Genomic DNA, 21506 nt, shown 5'->3' with positions numbered 1-21506 from the left:
AGCGACTGTTTTAGAAACGGTCGCTTTTTTTATAATCAGGATTTTTGAACTTATTTTACGATAGATTCTCTTATCTTTATATGATCATTTCAAAATTATTTTTATGCCTTGGAATCCTGAATTATACGATCAGTACAAAGATGTACGTTACAAACCTTTTTACGATTTAGCCGCATTAATTAAGCCTGAGAACAATATAAAAGCTATTGACCTCGGCTGTGGTACTGGTGAACAGACTTCTATTTTAACAGAAAAACTGACAGGTTCTACATTTTTAGGAATCGATTCATCAGCGGAGATGCTTGAAAAATCGAAGAAGTATGAAAACGAGAATCTACACTTTCAGCTTCAGACTATTGAAGAAACGGCACAGTCTGATCAAAAATGGGATCTTGTTTTCAGTAATGCAGCGCTTCAATGGGCGGATGATCACGAAACTTTATTCCCTAAAATCATTGGAATGCTATCTCCTGCAGGGCAGTTAGCGATCCAGATGCCCGTTCAGAAAGAAAATATCCTGAATCAGATTCTAACGGAAATGGCAGATGAAGAACCTTATGTGTCACAGTTAAATCATTTCAACCGTGATTCCCCGGTGCTTTCAATGGATGATTATGCACAGATACTGTTTGACAACGGAATTCAGGACATTGAAATATTCCAGAAGGTCTATCCTATCATTGCAGATGATCACGAGGCTTTATATGAATTTATTTCAGGAACGGCATTGTTGCCTTATTTAGAGCGTTTGGAAGGAGAACAAAAAGAAAGTTTTATTACCGAATTTAAATCCCGCATAGCCCAAAGGTTTACAAAATATCCGGCTATCTATGCATTTAAGCGAATACTCATGTATGGTCGCAAAAAATAAAGAATATTTTATATTATTAAAGAAGCTGCCACATCATGTGGCAGCTTCTTCATTAAATGACTGAAATATATCCCAATTTTCTAGTCTTTCAGATTGTATAAAAACGGACTTTTCTGAATGTATTCAGAATGATCAATTTGAGAAAGTAAAAACGCTGCGAGATCTGCAGCACTTATATTTTCACCTTTACAGTCAGTGAGACATGCTTCAGTGGCAAATCTTTCTTCTGTAAGGTGAATCAATGGTAATCTTACCAGAGTCCAGTCCAGATTGCTTTCAAGAAGAAGTTCGTATTCTTTTTGTTTATCTTCAGTCGTTTCAGGATAGTTTTCATACATCCAGTCTGTAGCCATTTTTACCCTTTCATTTTTTTGATCAGATGATGTATTTACACTCAAACCTGTAGTTACGATATAGCGTTTTATTCCAAAGCAATTCATAGCCTTAATGATATTTTCCGCAGCATCACTGAATATAGATTTCTCCCCTTTTGGCTGTCCTAATGTACTTATTACCAAATCACACCCTTCGATTAAAGAATAAATAGATACTTTATCTCTTGCATCACCCTTTATTATTTCAATTAAGGGATTTTGGATGGTGAAATTTTCAGGATTTCTTACTAACATTTTTAAGGAATATCCTTTCTTAAGAAGATTTTGTACCAGATACTGACCAGATTTTCCTGTTCCGCCGATGATGGCAATTTTATAGGTATTCATAATGATTTTTTAAATATTAAGCATCAATAATCAGCAGCTTTTCATTTGCTTATGACTATTAATAAGACAAATAACGGATTGTCTTTGCTTTAGTTTTAATATAATAAAAGTATTGGGCTCAGAAAATTGAACCTAAGATTTTCAGGTTTACAGTAATACCTGAATAATAGTAATATGTATTACGAGATTTTAATGATATAAAATTAATTATTTTTTTGATTCATAAACAAAAAGCCGAATTTTATTTCAAGCACAATAAATCACATTAATGAGTATTATATTTTTTCATACATTCGTAATTAACCAATTCAAAATCAATTGTTATGAAAAATTTAAAAAAATTAAAGAGAAATCATTTACTATTAATAAACGGAGGTGATTTTCCTTATGCAGACTGCGATGCTGAGGGAAGATGTCCAGCAGTTTCAGGATCATATTATTGCTCCGGAGGAATCTGCTACAGATCTACAGGTGGCGGAACTCCGGGAGGAAACTGCCATGAACCAATGCGTGACTGCATGGAATGGGAAACCGGATGCGGATGTGTATACTCATAAAAATAACTGATTGAATCAATTGAAGAGCGGTTTTCTATCGCTCTTTTTTTATTATTTTTATCAAAATTTTCAGTAAAAAATAGTTTCCTGTGACCTAATTATTCTTTCATGCAGTATAAAAAAAATCTTTTCATTTTTCCCATCTTTCTGTTTTTGATCAATTGTTCACTCCATAAAAATACGGACCACGTCACTGATTATGAAGTAAAACTGGATACTCTCACCCTATTTGATCAGAGCCGACACCGCAAGATTCCCGTTGCCTTTTACATCCCTAAGACCAATAAAAAGATTCCGAACCAACAGGTTGTTATCTTCAATCATGGATATGGTTTCAATAAAGGCGGAGATTATTTTGTATATTCTTATTTAACAGAAAAGCTGGCTTCTAAAGGATATTTTACAGTAAGCATTCAGCATGAGCTTACCACCGATAGTCTGTTACCGGTAGAAGGTAATTTACAGATGGTAAGAAGACCTTTCTGGCAGAATGGTTCAGATAATATTCTGTTTGTACTTCATGAACTTAAGAAGACAAACCCGGAACTCGATTATAAACATCTTACATTAATAGGTCATTCCAATGGTGGTGACATGGCAGCATTATTCGTTAATCAGCATCCTAACCTGGTATATAAACTGATCACAATGGATAACCGGAGAATGTTCCTGCCGAGAACTTCTGTTCCTAAAATTTATACATTACGCTCCAATGATTATCCGGCAGATGAAGGAGTATTGCCCGGTGAAGAGGAACAGAAAAAGTATCATATCACTGTGCAGCAGACCTCAATCAATCACGGTCATATGGACAATAAAGGAAATAATGAAGAGAAAAAAGTCTTACATGATTTTGTTTTAAAATATCTCTCTGAGCAATAGTTTTGCAGAAGCCCACAAGTTATCCACAAAAAATTGTGGATAACTTGTGAATTTTAACATTAAATTCATATTTCGTATTAAAATTATTACTACATTTACTATGTAATAAACATCGAAGTGGAAACTTTATTTGCTTTTCTTACTACTATTGAAATTGCAATTAAATTTGAAATAAAAATTTAAGCACAGCATTGTCGGCTGTGCTTTTTTATTGTTGTCTAATTAAAAAAATGAGATGTATTTATCTACTGAATCTGCCCCTAAAGGGCAGATTCTTTTATGTAAATACTCTTTTCAATCTGCAGTTAAACCCTATCCCTTCTATTGATATATTGATCATTACTATGTTTAAGAATAATTTGTAATTTTAATATTTAAAAAGGCCTCATAGTTCAATGGATAGAATAGAAGTTTCCTAAACTTTAGATCCAAGTTCGATTCTTGGTGAGGTCATTTTAGATTGATATTGTTTAGGTTCCCCCTCATCAATACCATGAATAATACTCATCTCAATGCTTTGGTGCCGAAAAACTATAAAAACTCAATACTTTTACCTGGAAATATCTGCAAAAACCAACCTCATAGATTATGCTGAATGACTACAAAAAATACGAATTGTTTGGAAAGACTTTAATACAAAAAATTGATCTGGCAACACCATTTAGGTTTGATTTCCCGGTTTCCGAGCAAGCCTGTTTTCTGTATGTTCTCAATGGAGAATTTCAATATAAAATAGATGATCAGGAGCTTGATATTTCTACCCATTATTCTCTGTTTCTCAACTGTATCAGCTCTGGAAAGCATATTCAAAATTCCAGGTCAGAGGATAATTGTCAGATCGTGATCGTTACCTTCTACCCGGATATACTGAAAAGAATCTACGATAGAGAAATACCATTATTACTTCAGAAGCCTGTCAATATAGTTTCGAATAAATCAAGTGAGAAAATAAATAACGATTTTCTTATTCAAAAATATGTAGAAGGATTGCTTTTTTATTTTGAAAATCCTTCACTCATTAATGAAGATATCTTAATTCTTAAATTAAAAGAAATCATGCTATTGCTGGCTCAATCACAGAATGCAAAGGCAATTCAGCAGATCTTGTCACAACTTTTCTCCCCAACGGCCTACTCTTTTAAGCAGATCATTGAAGCCAACTTATTTTCACAGCTAACCATTGAACAGCTTGCAGAACAAAGCAATCTAAGTATATCATCCTTTAAAAGGGAATTCACAAAGTTATATAATGACACGCCTGCCAATTATATCAGAAACAAAAAATTAGAGAAAGCTGCCGAGTTACTCTTAATATCAGATGAACGCATTACAGATATAGCATTGGATTGCGGATTCAATGATCTGGCAACTTTCACAAAAAATTTTAGCGATAAATACCATGTTTCTCCCTCTGGCTATCGCCAGAAACAGAAAGAAAAATAATCAACGAACACTTTTATTCATAGCACAAGCATTTCTTACTCAAATAAGGAATGCTTTTTTTTTGGACCAAATTGTCAAATACTTGAACTAAATCACAAAATTATTTCTGTGTTTCTATCGCAAATTTGTACCATCAGTTTCAGGGAATAACTTCTCTTCAGACTTTCATAAAGAAGGCAAAAAGAAATAGACCTGCTGCTGAAACTGAATGAGTACAAATAGTAAAATAATATAAATATGAGTCTGTCAAGTTTAGGAATTTTTCATACCATTATCGGTATACTTGCCATTATTGGCGCCATCACAGGATTTATTAGATATGGTAAAATCAATCTGGATCAGCGATCCGGGAAAGTCTACTTTTATGCAACTCTCATTACATCACTTTCAGCATTAGGCATCTCAAAACATGGGGGTTTCAATGCAGGACATGTGTTCTCGTTATTCATAATCGTTTTGATTTCTATCGCCCACTTCCTTTTTTCCTATAAAAAGAGCGCCAGTAAAGCAAGGTATTTTGAGAATTTTCTGTTGTCATTTAGCTTTTTTCTCTCCCTTGTTCCGACCATTAACGAAACTTTTACAAGGGTTCCAATAGGGCATCCATTAGCTAAAGACATCAAAGATCCGATAATCGGGCAGACCCTTTTGATCATCTTTGTGCTTTTTATAGCGGGATCTGTTTTTCAGTTTATTAAGCAGAAAAAAGCTAATGTTGAGATCTCTCAGCTTTAGTAAAAAATAATTTGATCTATTTAAAGTTTTCCATAAAAAAACCTCCTGAATCATCAGGAGGTTATACTGTAATTTGTTAGAAATATGAAATTTTCTATGGTTCAAATATAGCAAGCGTCTGAGCTGTGAAGTATGATCTGAATCATATCGCTATGAAAAACTGTAATTGAGCTTTTAAATTCAGCGCCTTTTCTCAGGTATAATCATCCACTCTCTCCGAAATCTGACCTTTTTTGAAACATAGCGGTCTCTTATATATCCTTAAAGCTTTATTATTTCTTACTGATTAATAAGACGTTCAGATCCTTTTACCTGGTGTAAAACTGAAAAATAGGTGTTACTTTTTATTCACTATTCAATTTTTATCAAATTAAATTGTACTTTTGTTTTCTATTATGCAAAAATTTCTCAGAGTCTTTTTTGTTTTCTCCTTACTTCTGATATTCGTTTCTAACGTCAGCGGTGTAAATACATGCCTAGATCATGCTCACCACTCCAAAAGTAAAGTGACCTATAAAAAAGGTTCCAAAGAAGAGAAAATTCCTACTTTTTCCCAGGATGACGAATGTCAGTGTGCCCTTCATATGCACATGAACAATATCCTTCTTCCTGAACCTTTGGACATGGATTTTGCAATCAATACTACAAATGACAACGAAATGCCACAGCCAAAAGCTATTTCATACCGTTGTCTTCTCGACTTTTTCAGCTCCAGAGCTCCACCCGCTGCATTTTTCACGGTAGCTTAATCTACGCTGCCTTTATTTCTCCATACAGATTCTATAATCTGTACTGTTATTCCGTGGATACTTAGCTCTTCACACCGCTGAAACTATCCTTTTATTAATGGGGCCTATTGTATTGCCCATTCAACTCTATTCATGATTACCAATAATTTTTATTATTCGGGAATAATTCAATGTATTCCTTCTAATTCTGTGAAGCTTTTCAGTCTAAGTTTCATTACAGCATCTTCATTTTTTTATGCTCAATCCCGCCCTGCAGATTCTTTATCTACAGTGGTACAAACCGTTGAAATTATCGGAAGGAAGTCTAAAGGTTATACCTCCGATTATTCTTTTGCAGCTACTAAGATTGCGATGAAAAATAAGGACCTTCCCTTAACGCTTAATACGGTTACCAAAGAACTGATCACCGACCGCCAGGCCTTTCAGCTTGGTGATGTCATGAAAAATGTAAACGGAGTTTCTCCTTCCAGCTATTACAATCAATACAATATCCGGGGAATCAGCCAGAATGAAGAAGGGCAGATTATCAATGGGATGCGGACAAGACAGTATTATTTCTTGCAGCCTATGACCTCCAATATAGAGCGTGTAGAAGTTTTCAAAGGTCCGGCAAGTATTACCATGTCCAGTGTTGATCCTGGAGGTACAATTAATATGGTGACCAAAAAGCCATTATCAACTCCCAGTCATGAGATCAGTTTATCCGGGGGCAGCTTTGATACATACCGTATCACAACAGATCTTACAGGTCCTTTAAATAAGAGTAAAACCCTACTGTACCGTTTTAACGGAGCGTATCAGAATGCTCATTCTTTCAGGGATCATGTCAAAAACAGCGGTATTTTAATCTCTCCTTCCCTCACCTTTGTTCCCAACGAGAAAACATCTGTGAATGTAGAAATGATTTTCAATGATCTTTATGGAACCCTGGACCGGGGACAGCCTATTTTCGGGGCTGTTGCAGGGAAAACTGATCTGAACAGTACTCCCAGAACATTAAATCTTGGCTCTCCCAATGATTTTTTTAAAACCAGGGAACTTATTTTAATGGGAAGTTTGGCGCATCATTTTAACAAAAATATCAGCTTCAATGCATCTTATATGAAGCAATACTGGAGAGAAAATCTTCAGGAACACAGAACAACCAATTCTTTTGTTCCCGATATAGATAATAAACCCTTTTCCAGTCTTGCAATGATGCAGTTTGTTCAAAGAAAACAAAATTGGGCAACCGATAATGTGAATGCTTATTTTAATTTCAATTTTAAAACCGGCTCTGTTCAGCATCAGGCTTTAATAGGCTATGACAGTCAGAGATGGGAAAAACGTCAAGGAGGTCAGCAGAATGCAGCAAGAGGTTTTCTTTTAAAGAACGGCTCTGTAGCTTCTTCGTACAATCCTGCAAAGGCTTCCGACTATCAAACTACCAATTATAATGGAACCATAATTCCTAAACCCAACGTCACTCCATTTGATTTGAATCCGGGAGCAGAAAATTATCAGGGTGCTGATTTTAATACGCTTAATGTCATCACTCCTTTGCCTTCTGCTCTTACAACAACTCATGCTGCTTATATTCAACATCTTTTTACCTGGAAAAAGTTTAAAATACTATCAGGCATACGTCAGGAATGGTTTCAGGACACCACCAATTTTAATGAGTCTAATGAATCTTCTTTCCAAAACAACAAACTTCTGTACAGGTTCGGTATTACGTACAGCTTGACGGATAATATCAATGTATACGGAACTTATCTTACCGGTTATCAGCCGCAATCCAATACGGTAACTTTAATGCCCAATACATCCAGTCTTACAGGTTCTGCAGCAAGATTTAAGCCTCTGACTTCTGACCTTAAAGAATTGGGAATCAAAGCTCAGCTTTTCGGCAGGATATCATTGAATCTCGCCGTTTATGAGATTAACCAGAGGAATATTTTAATCAATGCCAATAATCCTTCGGAACCTGATGAGCTTATACAGCGGGGTGCCGACCGAAGCCGTGGATTCGAGGCCGATTTTTCCGGACACATTCTTCCACAATGGCATATTTACGGAGGTTACAGTTATATTGATGCTAAAGTATTGGATGACTCCAACCCTGATCTTGTGGGAAAAAGGAAAGAAAATACGTCTAAAAACGCTGTCAATATCTGGACACGTTACAATTTTTCAACCATTGATTTGATAAAAGACTTTGGAATAGGTGCAGGAATGCTCTACCAAAGTTCAAAAGTTCCGTGGTTTACGAGAAGTTTTGAGCTTCCGGCATATACTACAATAGATGCTGCATTGTATTACACTCCTGCAAAATCTGTTCAGCTGGCTTTTAACCTTAATAATATCACCAATAAAGCCTACTGGATCGGAGCTCAGAATTACCTAAGGCTGTTTCCGGGAACACCAAGAAATTATTTACTAACTGCTACTTATAAATTTTAAATTATGGCTATTTCAAACTTACAACTGATTGTGAGAAAGACCTGGCAGGATTTGTTTAAAGGAAAACAGAACCTGCTCATCACTGTCGCTGTACTCCTCTTCTGTATGCTGAGCATCGGCATAGGATTCTCAAAATATGAGGATTCTTTTTCAAAAATAAAAGAATATCGGAAAGAAGTCCGGGAAAACTGGGAACACAGACCGGATAAACATCCGCACCGTATGGCTCATTATGGTTATCTCGTTTTCAGAATTGGCCATCCTTTGAATATTTTTGATAACGGGCTGGATGATTATCTTGGAAATGTCATATTCCTGGAAGCACATAAACAGAATACAGCCAATCTTTCGGAAGCAGGAAGCTCTGGTACTTTGGTCAGATTCGGGGCTTTCAGCAGTGCGTTTATTTTACAGAGTATCGTCCCTCTGATTATTCTTTTTTTAGGATTTGGATTAATTGTACAGGAGCGTGAGAATGCCACATTAAAAATTATCAGCGTGCAGGGCGCTTCAGGCCGGGATATTATCTGGGGGAAAGTTCTGGGACTCTGGTTGTTTTCATTATGTTTCCTGATTCCTGTAATTCCTGTCGTTTTCGTGGCAGCGTTGATGTCAGAAACAACAGATACTGCTGATATTTTGATACGATTGTTGTTCTTATTACCAGCTTATATGATCTATTACTTCTTTATCAGCACTTTGACAGTGGTGATTTCTGCGAACAGCAGAAGTACATCTTCAGCGTTGATCAGTCTTATCGGATTCTGGCTTCTTTTCATTATTGTTCTCCCTAAAGGTGTTCAGTTTGCTGCCCAGAATTTATATCCTGCTCCTTCGCGTATTGCTTTTGAAACCAACCTGGAAAAGGATATTCTAAAATCGGGAGACAGCCACAATCCTGATGATCCTCATTTCAAAAAGATCAAAGATTCTTTACTGGCTCATTATAAAGTAAGTACAACCAATGAACTTCCTTTCAACTATGGCGGGTTTGTAATGAAAGAAGGGGAAAAAATAAGTTCTCAAATTTATATCAGACATCAAAAAGAACTGCAGTCTGTTTACAATAAACAACAAAATCTAACTGATATTTCCGGATTGATCAATCCTGCCATTGCTATTAAAAACTTTTCAATGATTGCAACAGGCACCGATTTTTTCTCCTACATCCAATTTCAGAAACAGGCTGAAAAGTACCGTTACCAGATGGCTCAGCATTTAAATGATCTTCAGATTGAGCATATCAGCAATATAAAACCTGAAAAAGGCGGACCTCCTGCCATTATTGATAAAGACAACTGGAAGAAATTCCCGGATTTCAACTACCAATACACCTCTGTTTTCTACAGTCTGAAAGAACAGTTGATACCCGCTGTAGCTTTAGTCTTCTGGCTGGCTATAAGCATTATTGCGATCGAATTAAGTGGAAGAAAATTAAAATTAATCTAAATGAACCGTTATTTATATACCCAATTTTACCGCAACAAAGCATATATCATTGCCTTGTTATTTTTGTTCATGGCCGGGCTTATGGCCATTTATACAGGGAAAAAATTTCTGGACCGAAACGAAGATATTATCTCCAAAAGCGGGGCATATCAGAAAGAAAGTATTGAAAGGAATACAAAGTTTCATAAAGATGATCTTGGTTTAGTTCTTTATTATATCAAATTCAATCTGGTGAATGAAACTCCCAAACTGGCTGCTTTAAATATCGGTATGCGTGATTTGAACCCATCGATCCAGGGAGTAACCATCCGGAATCTGGAAGAACAGCGTTACAATTCTGATTTTTATAATCCTGCCAATGCAGCTGTCGGAAACTTTGATTTCAGTTTTGTTCTTGTTTTCCTTTTTCCATTGGTCATTGTGGCATTCTGCTATAATCTGATTTCTGAGGAAGAAGAAAGAGGAACATGGAAGCTCCTCTCGGTTCAAAGCGGTAATCTAAAAAAGCTGCTGGATCATAAGATGCTTATTCGGTTCTTTGCTATAACGGCTGTGTATCTGGCGTTAATGATTATTGCTTCGGTTTGGATACAAATTCCTTTAGATCTGTATTATATGGTTTTTGGCATCAGCGGATGGCTTTATATATTGTTCTGGTTTGCTTTGTGCAGATGGATTATTTCTTTCCGGAAATCTTCGGCTCAGAATGCATTGATCCTTCTTATTGTATGGGTGAGCATCAATTTTATTATTCCGATGAGCAGTAATATCCTGATTCAAAAGATCTACCCTGTTCACGAATCCCTTAAAGCGGTCATGGAACAAAGAGAAGGTTATCACAACAAATGGGATGAGGCTAAACTTCCTACGATGGAAAAGTTTTACAAAGTATATCCTCAATACAGAATTTTCACGGTGGAAGAAAATGATACATTCACCTGGACATGGTATTATGCCATGCAGCATATGGGAGATCTTGAATCTTCGAAATCATCTGAGCAGTATACTGAAAAAATGCAGAAAAGAAACCAGGCAGCCCTCTATTTGGGTTACCTCCTTCCCAATCTCCATACCCAGCTCGTAGAAAGTCATCTGGCAAAAACTGACATGAAAAATCATTTGCAGTATGCTTCTTCACTCAGAAAGTTTCATGAAGAAAAACGATTATTCTTCTACCCTCTTATTTTCTCGGGAAAGAATGCCGAATCTATAGACTGGCCACAGCAAACCATACAGGTTTTCAGTTCTTCTGAACATGTAAAGCTCCTTCAGATATTTCTGCCCTACCTCATCTTTATTGCTTTATTCCTTATCCTTTCACAAAACAAATACAGAAAACTATGCTAAAAACAATCAACTTACATAAAAAATACAACGATTTTACCGCCCTTCACGCTCTTAACCTGGAAGTAAAGAAAGGAGAAATATTTGCTCTTCTCGGACAAAATGGTGCGGGTAAAAGTACAACGATCAATATTCTTCTGGGACTTATTAAAGCGACTTCCGGAGATGCTTTCATCAATGATATTTCTGTACAGAATGAACCTCAAAAAATTAAAAAGCATTTGGCTTATATTCCTGAAACGGTTCTTCTATACCCTCATCTTACAGGAATTGAAAATCTCGATTTTTTCTCAAAAATTGCAGGATTTAATTATCAGAAAGAAGAATTATCCGCATTACTTCAGCGTACCGGCTTGCAGGAAACCGCTCATCAAAAAGCATTAGGGGGATATTCCAAAGGAATGCGCCAAAAAGTAGGAATTGCCATTGCCCTCGCCAAAGATGCCAAAGTACTTCTTCTTGATGAACCTACCAGCGGACTGGATCCTATTGCTACAGCAGAATTTACAGAAATTGTGCGTCAGCTGGGCAAAGAAGGGAGAACTGTTTTAATGGCTACCCACGATATTTTCAATGCGGTAAGTGTTGCCACCAATATCGGGATCATGAAGCAGGGAGAGCTTGTACAGAACTTACCTTCCAAAGCCTTTACAGCACAGGAATTACAGGAGTTGTACCTGAAAACAATATGATGTTTCGTTTACTTTAATAAGTAACTTTTCATATATTATCAATTTGGTTGATGCCCGGTGACTTTTATGGTCATTGGGCATTTTTTGATCCCCTATTATTTATGCCAATCCTTTTTTATATTCTGCTAAAGCTCTTTCCCGGGCGTAGGCATGTTCTACGATCGGAGCCGGATATGCTGAAGTATTCCATTCTGGAAGCCATTTTTTAATATAAAGAAACTCTTTATCAAACTTTTCGACCTGAGCAGTAGGATTGAAAACCCTGAAATAAGGAGCTGCATCACAACCGCTGCCTGCCGCCCACTGCCAGTTTCCATTGTTGGCAGACAAATCATAGTCATTCAGTTTTGAGGCAAAATAGGCTTCTCCCCATCGCCAGTCGATCAGTAAATGCTTACATAAGAAGCTCGCCACAATCATTCTCACACGATTGTGCATATACCCTGTCTGATTAAGTTCCCTCATTCCGGCATCTACAATGGGATATCCTGTAGTTCCTTCACACCAGTGTTTGAATTCATCTTCATTATTCCTCCAATTGATATTGTCATACTGTCTTTTGAAAGATTGATGAACGACCTGAGGAAAATGATATAAAATCTGCATAAAAAATTCGCGCCAGATCAATTCCGAAAGCCATGTCGCATTATGCTTCAATGCAAAAGCCACACATTGTCTGATGCTGATCGTTCCAAAGCGTAAAGCAATTCCCAGTTGTGTGGTATGCTGTAAGGCCGGATAATCACGGCATTGATCATAATCATCTATAATTGAAGCTTCCAGAACAGGTTCTATAAAATTAAATTCTGTTTTTGTGAACCCGATTTCCTTTAATGTGAGGATATCAGCATGTTTTTGCGGAAAGAAATTGTTAAGATTCAATTCTACAGACTTATACTGTTCAGAAGTTAATGCTTCCCGCCATTTTTTTGCAAAAGGGGTGTAAACGGTATAGAGAGAACCATCTTTTTTAACGATCTGATCTTTATCAAAAATGACCTGGTCTTTATACGCTTTAAAAGGAATATTCTTTTCTGTGAAAAAGTAATAGACCTCCTTATCTCTTTCAATAGCCTGGGGTTCATAATCCCGGTTACAGAAAACACCTTGAATATCATATTCTTCTGATAATTTTCTGAATATGTCTATGGGTTTACCATAATAAGTATTGACTGCTGAATGGTATTTTTTTAATTCAGTATTGATACCTGTCAAAGCCTGATGAATATAGTCTACTCTTCGGTCTTCCTTATCTTCCAGCTTTCCGAGAATATCGCTATCAAATATAAAAACGGGCAATACCTGAGCTTTAGATTGAAGGGCGTGATGCAGACCGACATTGTCTTCCAGCCTCAAATCACGTCTGAACCAGAAAAGGGTGATTGTTTTTTTCATAGAGTTTGTTTCAATTCCATTGGTCATTCCTGTTTTAGAAATGCTTTCATAACTAAGGATAAATATACAGATTTTACCCTATAAATAATTTTAGCAATTTGTATTTTTTGGCTTTATCATTACAATTTGTATGATAATATGAATTAAAATTTTCCGACATTTACCCGGAATTTAAATCAATAGAAACTCACAGCAATGGAAGAATTTGAAGTACCGGTAACTTATAAGGGTAAAGAACTGCTTTTCAACGGAAAGCTTGCTACATTCTCTCATGGATATAAGCTTTATGTAGATGTGGATGGCACTGAAGTGGTTATTGAGCGTGATGACCATGGTGACCTAAGAGCGCTGTTACCAGATTTGGCTTCGGAAAAAACTATAGATAAAGGGCTTATTGAAGCGATTATTGAGGTTTTTAAAGAACTTCAGGTTTTATAATTCGTGCATTGAATAGGCTTGAATAAAAAAGACTCACAAAACTTCTTTTCATTCAATCATAGTTTTAATTTCCTGTATTCACCCGGAGTTACTCCCCTATGCTTTTTAAAAAGTTTCGACAGATGACTTTCATCGCTGAATTGGAGCTCATAGGCAATTTCACTCAATCGAATACTGCTGTATTTCAAATACGTTTCTACAAGCTTTAGTCTATAATCCAACAAATAATCCTGATAGGAAATTCCGGTCTGCTGTTTAAAATACTCTCCGAAATAATTCCCTGAAATCCCAAAATGATCAGCAATAACCTGAATTCCGGTTTTTTCACGGTCTTTTATATGCTGTTGAATATAAGCAATGATCTTCATGATGGAAAAAGCTTTCCGGTTTTCCTGAAGATCAGATGTTTCACTTTGAATGATATTTCGGGCAATAAGATTAAGCAGAATTGACATACAGTTGCGGATAATAAGATAATCTTCAGCCTTGTTTTTGAATTCATTGGCGATCTGCAGGATAAGGGTTTCTGCAAACTGTTCATCATTTTTATTCCGGAAAACACAGCCTGCCCGGGCATGGTAATTATTACTGATGTATTGCAATTTATATAGATTCTCACAGCTTTCAATACGATCTGCCTCCAGACGGATTTTATCAATAAACTCAATCGGACATTGGATACTGATAAGCTGAGCCGCTTCACTTTTAAATTGATAAACCTCCTGCTGCGGAATAATGAACAGTTTACCCTGCGTAAAATTGATATTGCGGTCATCATACCTCAGCGTACCATTTCCTTTGACAATATAAACGAATAAAAGAAACGTCTTTGTTTTAAATGTGATTTCTTCCTCTTTCAGTTTTATTTCCTTTACATCGATTTCTTCAAGATGTATTCCTTTCATTACACACTGGTTTTTCCTCCAAAAGTACAATTTTAACAGAATACTAACGGGGTATTTTTGTATAAAAAAATTATGAACGCATATCCAAAACGATGGCAGGCTCTCAATTTTCTTATTGCAGGGGCATTTCTTTCTCCTCTGGATTATTTTATTGTCAATATGGCTTTACCTTCTATCAAAAAAGCATTCAGAGCCAGTGATCATCAGCTGCAGATGGTAATTGCCATTTATGGATTTACTTATGCTGCACTTGTGGTGTGTGGCGGAAGGCTTGGGGATATTTACGGGCGTAAAAAGGTATTCATATCAGGATTATATATTTTTCTGTTTTCATCTCTTGCCTGTGCTTTTTCTCCTGATGTTATATGGCTGATTATTTTCAGGCTTTTTCAGGGGGTTGGCGCATCACTGCTTGCTCCGCAGGTATTGGCTTCTATAAAGGACCTTTTCAGCAGTCAGGAGCAACCTAAGGCTGTAAGTCTTTTCAGTTCCGTATTTGGTCTTGCTTCTGTGATTGGACAATTGCTTGGCGGGCTTCTTCTAAGTATGCATTGGGGCCCTTTTTCATGGGAGATGGTATTCCTAGTGAATGTACCGATTACAATTATCTGCCTATTGGGCATCCATTTTACCATGGACGATAGTCATAAGAAAGAACAGGTAAGTATAGATTTTATAGGTGCTTTGCTATTAATCACCGCTTTGTTGATGCTTATTTGTCCTCTTATTTTCGGACAGAAATTTGAATGGGCCTGGTGGATTTTCGGGATTTTTTTTGCTGGAATCTTACTGTTAATCATATTCTTACAATACGAGAAGAAACAACTGCAAAAAAATCGTCCCGTCCTTATAGATCCGGCACTGTTACAGCAGAAACCTTTTGCATTAAGCCTTCTGATTATTTTCTTTTACAATTTCACAGCGGGTTTATTCATTTGCTATCCTTACTATCTGCAGCAGTTTCTCCATCAAAACTCAATGGAGACAGGCCTCGCCATAGTCCCTTACGGACTTGCCTTTTTTCTGGCCCCTCTTATTACCTCGAGGATAAAGCTCACAGCTCCCAAAATGATCTACATAGGATTGGGATTGTTGATGGCAGGCTTTGTGATGAGTGCAGTAGCTTTTTATTTTCAGCAAAAACCATCTTTTATCACCCATACTACCCTGTTTATTGCCGGATTCGGGCATGGTACCATTATGCCTGTGATGATGCGCACCGCAATTTCTTTGGTTTCCAGAGATAAAGCAGGGCAAGCTTCAGGGTTGGTAAGTATAGGCATTCAGATTGGAAGTGTCACAGGAGGAGCTGTTATTGGGACTTTATTCTTTAATCTGATTCAAGTTTTGGGATTCACAGAAGCATTTGTTGCCGCTGTAGGGATGATTGGTGCTTTTCAACTCATCGGAATATGGGCAGGGAGCAGATTAAGAAAAATCATGAATTAAAAAATAGTTGACAATCAAAAAATAATATACATTTAAATATGAGCAATACAGAAAAAATCATTCAGGAAATAGAAGGTTTTCATGAGAATATTGAAAAATGGTTCCAGGGAAAAACAGAAAATCAGGAAGATCTTTATCAAGAATTATTGTCCGGATTTTCACCGGAATTCAAAATGATCAATGGAAATGGAGATACTGTGACCTTATCTATGCTTTCAGAGTGGCTTCCGGGTGTATTTGGGAAATTTCCGGAACGCAGTATTCAGGTCGAGAATATAGCAGTGAATCATACTGATCATCATGGACTTGCTGCTTATATTGAAACTCAGATTACAGGAGAAACGACAACCCGAAGAAAATCATCTGTTGTCTTTCTGCTGAATGAAGAAAAGGCCCTCTGGCTTCATCTTATAGAGAACTGGATATAACCTGGATTTCTCTTAAAAGCAAACAGCCCGTTTTATTTTCGGGCTGTTACAAAAAACTGTTTTTCAACAGCTTAAAATGATAGTATACTAATTATTTTCAGGAAGAAATATCAGCTTATTCCGACCATGGGGAGTGTAAAATACAGTCGCAGAAATTTTTTCTTTTAAAATTCGGGATCATGAAAGCGCAGACATCGGCTTTTATATTTCCAAAAGTAGTGTCTGTTTTATGCTCAAAACCACCGAAAAATGTAGGAATAATGTTCTTTTTAAAATCATTTCTCGGAAAAGCTTTTATGATCTCCTCCCGATGTTCTGTACTCAGGTTTTCATATCCTTCTCCCATCACGTCCAGTCCTACTCCTGAATACATTAAGGCTACTTCATTCTCTTTATGTTCTGCAATTCCAATGGTGGTGTGAAGTGCAATGGTATCCCATACCAATTGTAATTTATCCTGAGCAATACCATGACCTTTTAAAAAGTCCCTTGCTGCATTGGCTCCATCTACTTCAAATCTCAGTTCCGGACTGCTGTAATGGGAAACCAGCCCCAGATCATGGAATACGGATGCAACGTATAACAATTCGGAGTCGTGAGCCTTATTTTCACGTTTGGCGTTCAGTGAGGAAAAGAGGAAAACACGAAGGGAGTGGTTATAAATAAATTCTGTTCCGTGTTCCAATAGAAGTTCTGTTGCTTCTGTTGCAATTTTACTGTCCGGAATGATAATCCCGGCTACTTCTTTCATACGATTTACTGACATAGCTTTATCTAATTTTATCCAAAGGTATTCTGATTACAGACCTCTGGGAATATCAATAAATACCGATGACATGTCAAAATTTCGCAGCGTTTAAACTCCGATATGAATAAAATGACTGCGATAGCTTACAGGCGATATTTCTGTATTTTTCTTAAAGAAGTGGCTGAATTGCTCTGATGTACCGAAATTAAGCTGATAGGCAATCTCTTTTACAGAATGGGAACTGAATTGGAGTAATCTTTTGGCTTCTGCAATGATTTGTCCATTGATGATTTCCTTTGCGCTTTTATTACTGCACCGCTTACACAGTTCGCTCAGTCTTCTGGGGGTAATATTCAACTTTAATGAATAGTCATTTACTGCATGCAGGCTATGATACTGACTGCTTAACAGTTCCATGAATTTGCGGTAAATGATGTAATCCTGACTGTCGAAAGTTTCCTCTTTCACAATTTTCACATTCGCCAGTTTAATCATAATGATTTTTAAATAGGCAGCCAGCACATCCATCTGATTGGTATAAGAGGGAGTTTTGTATTCCGTCAGTAAATTTTTAAGCAACAGTAAAAATTCATCTATTTCAGCCTGCTCCGGTTCTAGCTTCTGATTGGCCGATGCATTATTAAACAATACAGCTTTACAATTACTTGCACTGGAAGGCACTCTTTCCCAGAAACAATCTCCAAAGGAAATATGATAACCACGGATAGCCGGATCATTTTCAAACTTGCAGATCTGGCCTTTAGACAACAGAAAAATTTCCTGACCTGCTATATCAAAAGAGTGATGATCAACGGTCAGTACACCTCTACCACTCTCTATTATTACAATATGATGATAATTGAGTCTTACAAAATGTCCAGAATAAGGAACATCATCATCCAGCCGTTTTACGGAAAAAGAATTGTCGATAGCAGATTCGGTTAAAATTCTTGAGGCCGGTTTCATAGAAACGAATTTTGAATAAAGATAACAAGATTTTAAAGACGGTATTTTGAAATGCAATATTAATCTTCCATCATACACTGAAACATGTCAAAAACTGCCTAACAGATATCAAAATTACCCTAAAAAAGAGATTAGCTTTTCTTACTGAATACTTTCATCTGCCCGGCCATAATTGCCAGTAAAATTCCAAAGCAGGCAAAAAGACCGTATGAATACCGGAGGTCAAAACTTTCAGCAATGTACCCGATAAGAGGCGGCCCCATTAGAAATCCTAAAAATGAAATACTGGACACAAACAATAACGCTATACTTGGAGCCACTGTACTTACTTTCCCTACGGTACTGTAAACAGACGGCACACTCAAAGAACTTCCAAGACCAATAATCATAAAAGCGATAATACAAATCCATAGCTCCGGGAAGAAAACACTTAGAAAAAGACCTCCACTCATCAGTAAACCACAACATTGCAGAACAATCTTTTTTCCATATTTTTCAATGATTTTATTCCCAACAAAACGACCTAAAGTCATCATTAAAATAAAGCTTGTATACCCCAGTATTACAAGATTTTCAGGTGCTTTAACTATCGTTTGAAAATACACCCCGCTCCAGTCGAACATAGCCCCTTCAATAGCCATGCTCAGAAATCCTATGATGCCCAATCCAAACAATGTAGGATTTACAGATTTAAAAATTGACCGGGTCTGTGGCTCTGCTTTGTGGATAATATTGGTCAGGTTTCTTTTACTGTAGAACCAAAGTATTCCTACCAGAATAAAAATAGCAACAAAATGGTAAAAAGTACCTACATGAAGGTTAATCATCAATAAACCAATAACAGCTCCTGTAAGCCCCGCAAAGCACCAGGCTCCATGATATGATGAAAGAAGAGTTCTTTTCGTAATAGATTCTATTTCAATAGCCTGTGTGTTGATCGCTATATTGCAAAGATTTCCGGAAACACCAAAAAAGAACAGAACAATAGCTAAAGTCCAGTAAGAAGGTGCTAAACCAATTAATAAAAGAAAAAAAGGATACAATAGAAAGCACCTTTTAATCACCCAGCTGCTTCCATAAATACTGATCAGTTTTCCCGCTAAAACCATCGTCGAAAGCTGCCCTATCGGCATCAGAAGCAACAGTGTTCCTAACTCTGCTTCATTAATCGAAAGTGCATTTTTGATGATAGGAATCCGGCTGGCCCAGGAAGAAAAAACAAGCCCATGGGCAAAGAAAAGTAAAAAACAGGCTGTCGGCATTTTGGCATTAAAAGATTCTCTCTCGTTCATTATAACAGGGTGATAAAATTCCTTTTGCAAAGTTAGGCACGCCCACCCATTAAAATCTAGTCCGTTTTTGTCATTTTTATGTTCCATTTTAACCAATAGATCAGAAAACAGACGTTACCATATCAGAAAATCGCCGATTATTATTTTCTGTCAACAAAAAAATACCCGGTATTTGAACCGGGTGTATGATATCTAATTGAATGATTGTCTGTAACTCAGAGGTGTTTTGTCTGTTTTCTTTTTAAACAGTTTATTGAAAGACTGCGGATGTTCAAACCCTAACGCATAAGCAACTTCGGATACCGAGAATCCTGTTGTGGTAAGATATTCTTTAGCTTTCTCAATCAGTTTTTCATGAATATGCTGTTGAGCATTCAGTCCCGTCAGATTACGGAGCATATCGCTCAGATAATGGGGAGAAAGATTGAGCGTGGAAGCCAGAAATTCTACTGTAGGAAGGCCTTTATTTAACGTTTCCTGTTTATTGAAATAATCTTCCAGCACCGTATCCATTTTGGTCAATAAATCATTATTCACTGCTTTTCTTGTAATAAACTGTCTCTTGTAAAAGCGATTGCTATAGTTGAGAAGAACATCAATGTAGGAAACAATGACATCCTGGCTCACTTCATCAATAGCGGTATTCAGTTCATTTTCAATATTGTTCAGCAGTCCTGTTACGGTAGCTTTTTCCTGATCAGACAAATGCAAAGCCTCATTGGTATCATAAGAAAAGAAACCGAAGTTCTTGATATTCTTTGCCAATGGATAGCTTCTGATAAAATCCGGATGTACCAGTAAAGTATATCCGCAGTATTCTGCGTTCTCATCGGTGGAAAGAACCTGCCCAGGCGATGTGAACATCATTCCTCCTTCATTGAAATCATAATACCCTTGTCCATAACCCATTTTCCCAACGGTAGAATACTTATAAGAGATTTTATAAAAATTCATAATAAAACTTCTCCTCAGCATATCCTTATTGATGCTCATCTTTGTATTATCCACAAGGCTTACCAATGGATGAAGCGGTTTGGGAAGCTGCAGCATGTCATGAAGTTCCGATATGGATGAAATCTTCAAAGGAATGTTATCTTTCTTTTCCATGATATAAAATTATAAATTATTTGATGGAAAAGACAGTATAAATGTCATTTACTTTATACTGCCTTCCAAAAACCTGACTAAATAAACTGTTTCCCAAACTGCTCTCTGAATGCCTCATCACCTAATTCAAGGCGCTGTGCATAGATCGCTTTAGCATCTTCTCCGGCTACATATCTCAGCTGTTTTTTGCCGTCTGTAGCAGCCTCAAATACGACTTCTGCAATCTCTTCAGGTGTAGAAGCAGCTTCCATCATTCCCTCCATTTTAGAAAACAGAGAATTGGTCATGTCTTCATAAGCAGGACTGGATGCTGAATCCAGAGAACGACTTACAAAATCCGTCTTGATTCCTCCGGGAGAAACGGTTTTAATATCAATTCCCAACGTATTAAGTTCAAAAGCTAAACTTTCGCTCCATCCTTCAAGCGCCCATTTGGTAGCATGATAAGTAGAACCTAATGGGAAGGCAACCAGTCCTCCAATAGACGTTGTAGAAATAAACATTCCTTTTTTCTGTTCTCTGAAGTAAGGAATAAACGCCTGTGTAACGCGTATAACCCCTAATAAATTCGTGTCCAGCTGTTTTACGATCTGATCGTCAGAAAGCGCTTCCAAAGGTCCTATTAAGCCATATCCTGCGTTATTGTACACCACATCAATGGCTCCAATTTCCAGCGCCTGCTTTACGGTAGACTGTATCTGTTCCGGATTGGTAACATCCAGCGGAAGAACAGTTACATTTTCCAAAGCAGCAAGGTCAGCTGCCGCTTCAGGGTTTCTCATGGTAGCGATTACTTTCCATCCTTTGTTTTGAAATAATTGGGCAGTTGCTTTTCCTAATCCTGTAGAAGCACCTGTTATAAAAATTGTTTTCATTTTTCTTGGTTTAAAAT

At 36.9% G+C, this 21506-nt stretch carries 21 protein-coding genes and 1 tRNA gene; 14 read left to right on the top strand and 8 right to left on the bottom strand.

Translation table 11 applies throughout. The features are described from left to right. Positions 1-103: 103 nt before the first annotated feature. Complete coding sequence (locus DBR39_RS05140) at positions 104-871, top strand: methyltransferase domain-containing protein (protein WP_124531143.1); 768 nt, start codon at positions 104-106, stop codon at positions 869-871. A gap of 80 nt (positions 872-951) precedes the next feature. Here DBR39_RS05140 and DBR39_RS05135 read toward each other — a convergent pair whose 3' ends face one another. Then, positions 952-1593 (bottom strand): NAD(P)-dependent oxidoreductase, encoded by a 642-nt coding sequence (locus DBR39_RS05135; protein ID WP_124531142.1) that lies wholly within the window; start codon positions 1591-1593, stop codon positions 952-954. A gap of 323 nt (positions 1594-1916) precedes the next feature. Between DBR39_RS05135 and DBR39_RS05130 the strand changes: the two genes are divergently transcribed. The 10 genes from DBR39_RS05130 (at position 1917) to DBR39_RS05085 (ending at position 11886) form a co-directional block, all read left to right on the top strand. Next, entirely contained in the window at positions 1917-2150 is a 234-nt protein-coding gene (locus DBR39_RS05130) for a hypothetical protein (RefSeq protein ID WP_124531141.1), read from the top strand. 108 nt (positions 2151-2258) lie between these two features. Continuing rightward, positions 2259-3032, top strand: coding sequence for an alpha/beta hydrolase (locus DBR39_RS05125; RefSeq protein WP_124531140.1), 774 nt, complete (start codon positions 2259-2261; stop codon positions 3030-3032). Between the two features lie 381 nt (positions 3033-3413). Continuing rightward, positions 3414-3485 (top strand) — tRNA-Arg (locus DBR39_RS05120). Between the two features lie 135 nt (positions 3486-3620). Continuing rightward, positions 3621-4475: a helix-turn-helix domain-containing protein gene (locus tag DBR39_RS05115; protein ID WP_124531139.1), complete on the top strand. Its 855-nt coding sequence runs from the start codon at positions 3621-3623 to the stop codon at positions 4473-4475. 237 nt (positions 4476-4712) lie between these two features. Continuing rightward, the gene (locus DBR39_RS05110) at positions 4713-5210 is read left to right on the top strand and encodes a hypothetical protein (protein ID WP_124531138.1); all 498 of its coding nucleotides are present in this window, start codon (positions 4713-4715) and stop codon (positions 5208-5210) included. Positions 5211-5605: 395 nt separating this feature from the next. Further along, positions 5606-5959 carry a hypothetical protein gene (locus DBR39_RS05105; RefSeq protein WP_124531137.1) on the top strand — a complete coding sequence of 118 codons (354 nt, stop codon included), beginning with the start codon at positions 5606-5608 and terminating at the stop codon, positions 5957-5959. A 132-nt stretch (positions 5960-6091) separates the two neighbouring features. Then, positions 6092-8401, top strand: coding sequence for a TonB-dependent siderophore receptor (locus tag DBR39_RS05100; protein ID WP_124531136.1), 2310 nt, complete (start codon positions 6092-6094; stop codon positions 8399-8401). 3 nt (positions 8402-8404) lie between these two features. Continuing rightward, complete coding sequence (locus tag DBR39_RS05095; RefSeq protein WP_124531135.1) at positions 8405-9850, top strand: ABC transporter permease; 1446 nt, start codon at positions 8405-8407, stop codon at positions 9848-9850. Then, on the top strand, positions 9851-11197 hold the full coding sequence (locus DBR39_RS05090; protein WP_124531134.1) for a DUF3526 domain-containing protein: 1347 nt from the start codon (positions 9851-9853) through the stop codon (positions 11195-11197). Then, positions 11191-11886, top strand: a complete 696-nt coding sequence (locus DBR39_RS05085) for an ABC transporter ATP-binding protein (protein WP_124531133.1) — start codon at positions 11191-11193, stop codon at positions 11884-11886. Before DBR39_RS05090 ends, DBR39_RS05085 begins: the two co-directional genes overlap by 7 nt. Before the next feature lie 99 nt (positions 11887-11985). Here the strand turns inward: DBR39_RS05085 and DBR39_RS05080 are convergent, their stop codons facing one another. Beyond that, the gene (locus DBR39_RS05080) at positions 11986-13281 is read right to left on the bottom strand and encodes a cryptochrome/photolyase family protein (RefSeq protein ID WP_124531132.1); all 1296 of its coding nucleotides are present in this window, start codon (positions 13279-13281) and stop codon (positions 11986-11988) included. A gap of 195 nt (positions 13282-13476) precedes the next feature. On the opposite strand from DBR39_RS05080, the gene DBR39_RS05075 reads away from it, so the two are divergent. Next, positions 13477-13719 (top strand): hypothetical protein, encoded by a 243-nt coding sequence (locus tag DBR39_RS05075; RefSeq protein ID WP_124531131.1) that lies wholly within the window; start codon positions 13477-13479, stop codon positions 13717-13719. A 56-nt stretch (positions 13720-13775) separates the two neighbouring features. Here DBR39_RS05075 and DBR39_RS05070 read toward each other — a convergent pair whose 3' ends face one another. Next, entirely contained in the window at positions 13776-14624 is an 849-nt protein-coding gene (locus tag DBR39_RS05070) for an AraC family transcriptional regulator (protein ID WP_124531130.1), read from the bottom strand. 72 nt (positions 14625-14696) lie between these two features. On the opposite strand from DBR39_RS05070, the gene DBR39_RS05065 reads away from it, so the two are divergent. Next, positions 14697-16073, top strand: coding sequence for an MFS transporter (locus DBR39_RS05065; RefSeq protein ID WP_124531129.1), 1377 nt, complete (start codon positions 14697-14699; stop codon positions 16071-16073). Between the two features lie 38 nt (positions 16074-16111). Beyond that, entirely contained in the window at positions 16112-16501 is a 390-nt protein-coding gene (locus tag DBR39_RS05060) for a hypothetical protein (protein ID WP_124531128.1), read from the top strand. A 115-nt stretch (positions 16502-16616) separates the two neighbouring features. On the opposite strand, the gene DBR39_RS05055 is transcribed toward DBR39_RS05060, so the two are convergent. The 5 genes from DBR39_RS05055 to DBR39_RS05035 all read right to left on the bottom strand — a co-directional run bounded on the left by DBR39_RS05055 (position 16617) and on the right by DBR39_RS05035 (position 21489). After that, positions 16617-17267: an HD domain-containing protein gene (locus DBR39_RS05055; protein WP_124531127.1), complete on the bottom strand. Its 651-nt coding sequence runs from the start codon at positions 17265-17267 to the stop codon at positions 16617-16619. A gap of 90 nt (positions 17268-17357) precedes the next feature. Then, entirely contained in the window at positions 17358-18215 is an 858-nt protein-coding gene (locus DBR39_RS05050; RefSeq protein ID WP_124531126.1) for an AraC family transcriptional regulator, read from the bottom strand. Between the two features lie 131 nt (positions 18216-18346). Beyond that, positions 18347-19507, bottom strand: a complete 1161-nt coding sequence (locus DBR39_RS05045) for an MFS transporter (RefSeq protein WP_124531125.1) — start codon at positions 19505-19507, stop codon at positions 18347-18349. A 192-nt stretch (positions 19508-19699) separates the two neighbouring features. Further along, the gene (locus tag DBR39_RS05040) at positions 19700-20614 is read right to left on the bottom strand and encodes a helix-turn-helix domain-containing protein (protein WP_124531124.1); all 915 of its coding nucleotides are present in this window, start codon (positions 20612-20614) and stop codon (positions 19700-19702) included. Positions 20615-20691: 77 nt separating this feature from the next. Then, positions 20692-21489 (bottom strand): SDR family oxidoreductase, encoded by a 798-nt coding sequence (locus DBR39_RS05035; protein WP_124531123.1) that lies wholly within the window; start codon positions 21487-21489, stop codon positions 20692-20694. Between the last annotated feature and the right edge of the window lie 17 nt (positions 21490-21506).

It is taken from the genome of Chryseobacterium sp. KBW03 (assembly GCF_003852415.1).
In the GTDB taxonomy this organism is placed as follows: Bacteria; Bacteroidota; Bacteroidia; order Flavobacteriales; family Weeksellaceae; genus Chryseobacterium; species Chryseobacterium viscerum.
Note: the sequence above shows the minus strand (reverse complement) of the source record. Positions and strands in the feature narration are given on the sequence as shown.